Here is a 1,979-nt window from a genome sequence, read left to right as displayed (position 1 = left end):
ATTCTTACATAATGAATAATCCTCTATCAGGTGCAGATCCCACGGGCTACTGTTCGACAGACGATTCTCTGAAAGACTGTGCTGGAGGTCTTGAAGAAGGGAAAACGCAAGCGATCACTAATTCCGATGGTAAAACAGTTGGCCATATTGGAAAGGATAGCCAAGGTAATGTTCATATAACCAACAATGGTTCAAGTAAAGGACAGGCCGCTATTGCTGGAAGCCTTAAGTCAATGGATATTGGCAGCCAGAAAAAGGTAGCTCAACAACCTCTTTCAGGAGGTGTTGGAAGGCGCTCGGAAGCTTCGCAGATAATAGCGAACAGTGGAATAGACTTTGAAGCCGAGAAAGAAGCGATTGATAATGGCGATGGTTTAAGTGAGCCAACTGGGGAGATGATGGCATCACGCGGACGTGGTCGAGGTAGGGCTAATGTTGATGCCATGCAATCATATGTCAATGCTCGATATAATTTTTTATTTGAGCAAATAAGAACACTAGACCCTACCTTTAATGTTGCGAGACCCAACCGCCCTACAAACAGATCGGATGTTCAATTTTTAGAGCAAACATTGTCAGGAATTCGAGGAGCACCACCAATAAACTTAAGTCCAATTGGAGCTGGAAGGAGCGGCGCATTTAGGGAAGCGAAAAGAAGGATGGGAATACCAGTTTCGCAACAGCCATCTAGAGTAACTCCAAATTTTGATAGAAGAGGAGTTCCACAGCTTGGGGAAACATACTGGTTCAGAATTTCAAATGGCGTTGGTGGGTTTAGAGAAACATTTATTCGCAGAGATGCCGCAGGGCATTTCTACAGCCCTGGAAATATTCAAAACAGAGGGCCACATTTTAATGACGCAAGAGAGGGACATTATGACTATTAGATCTAGGAAAATATTTAGCCCTGACTTGTTTAAAGAAAATGACTCTTTCATTTTAAGTAACGACTCTTATGCATGTGCACCGGAGCTGCAAGGGCAGATTTCTGCTCTATCATATATTTCAGAGTCTGCTGAGGGAGCTGTATCAACAGTAGAGCTTGATGAGACGAATGCCAAAGTCGCAAAGTCTGATTTAACTAAAAGTTTATTATCTGGATATGAACTCTATTTATTTGCAAGCGATAGTATATGGCAACCAGCTACAAAAATAACAAGGTATTATGGGTTGTGGAAACGGCTAAAAAAGCTTCATAACATTCTGGAAGTTATAAATAATAGCGACTTTTCTCAGGAGCATATTGCAGAGGGAAATGAAGGCTTACAGTTTTCTGGAATAGCCCGGCTAGGAATTGATAATTTAGACTTAGGAGTAGTCCTTGTTAGGGAGAATATTGGTTTCCAATTGTATCTATCAATGCATGACTTGTCGTTCGAATTTGAACGAGTTAGTAATTATTTTGAAGCAGCCTATCTAAAAGAACCTAGTTTGAATGGGTCTCCATTTAATGTTGATTGTTTTATAACTAAACTCATAAGCAATAATAGTGCGATAGTCAGGGTCTCAGGTTCAGGGGCGTTGGCAGAGTGCTCCATTGATGTTATTGCTAGTTCGTCTTCAGAGTTATTTGCAATGTTAGATAATTAATTCCAGAATAAAGAGTGATGGAGTTGTGTATTTTATTTATCAACTGCTCCTAATAGTTAACCATCAAGTACGCAACCAATCCCAGTTGTCACAAAAGAAAGCAGGGAAAGAAAGGGCAGGCACAAGTTTTTTTGCAAAAATCATAGTATCAACTACTGTTATTACATACAGTTCAACTATAAGGGAAACAAAAAAGACATATATGGACGCTCCCTTGAAGTCAAGACGAGCTAATGTATAAACATCAAAATTGATGCCTTTATTTTATTATCATGTATCTCATATCACAGGATAAATAAACCAGAAATAAACCATACGCAAATAAACTAAATAAACTAGACATCCACTCAAAATTTTGCACTTTTACGCTCAAAGTACTACGCTTTATT

At 39.3% G+C, this 1,979-nt stretch carries 2 protein-coding genes; both read left to right on the top strand.

The window, feature by feature from the left end; genetic code table 11:
- Positions 1 to 887, top strand: an 887-nt coding sequence (locus tag DC53_RS21450; RefSeq protein WP_204247273.1) for an HNH/endonuclease VII fold putative polymorphic toxin, incomplete at its 5' end; no start/stop codon positions are given.
- Positions 877 to 1,590, top strand: a complete 714-nt coding sequence (locus DC53_RS00820) for a hypothetical protein (protein WP_033032208.1) — start codon at positions 877 to 879, stop codon at positions 1,588 to 1,590. The genes DC53_RS21450 and DC53_RS00820, both read left to right, overlap by 11 nt.
- The last annotated feature ends 389 nt before the right edge of the window (positions 1,591 to 1,979 follow it).

It is taken from the genome of Pseudoalteromonas fuliginea (assembly GCF_000690055.1).
Lineage (GTDB): Bacteria > Pseudomonadota > Gammaproteobacteria > Enterobacterales > Alteromonadaceae > Pseudoalteromonas > Pseudoalteromonas fuliginea.
This window is presented reverse-complemented; position numbering and strand designations above follow the sequence as displayed.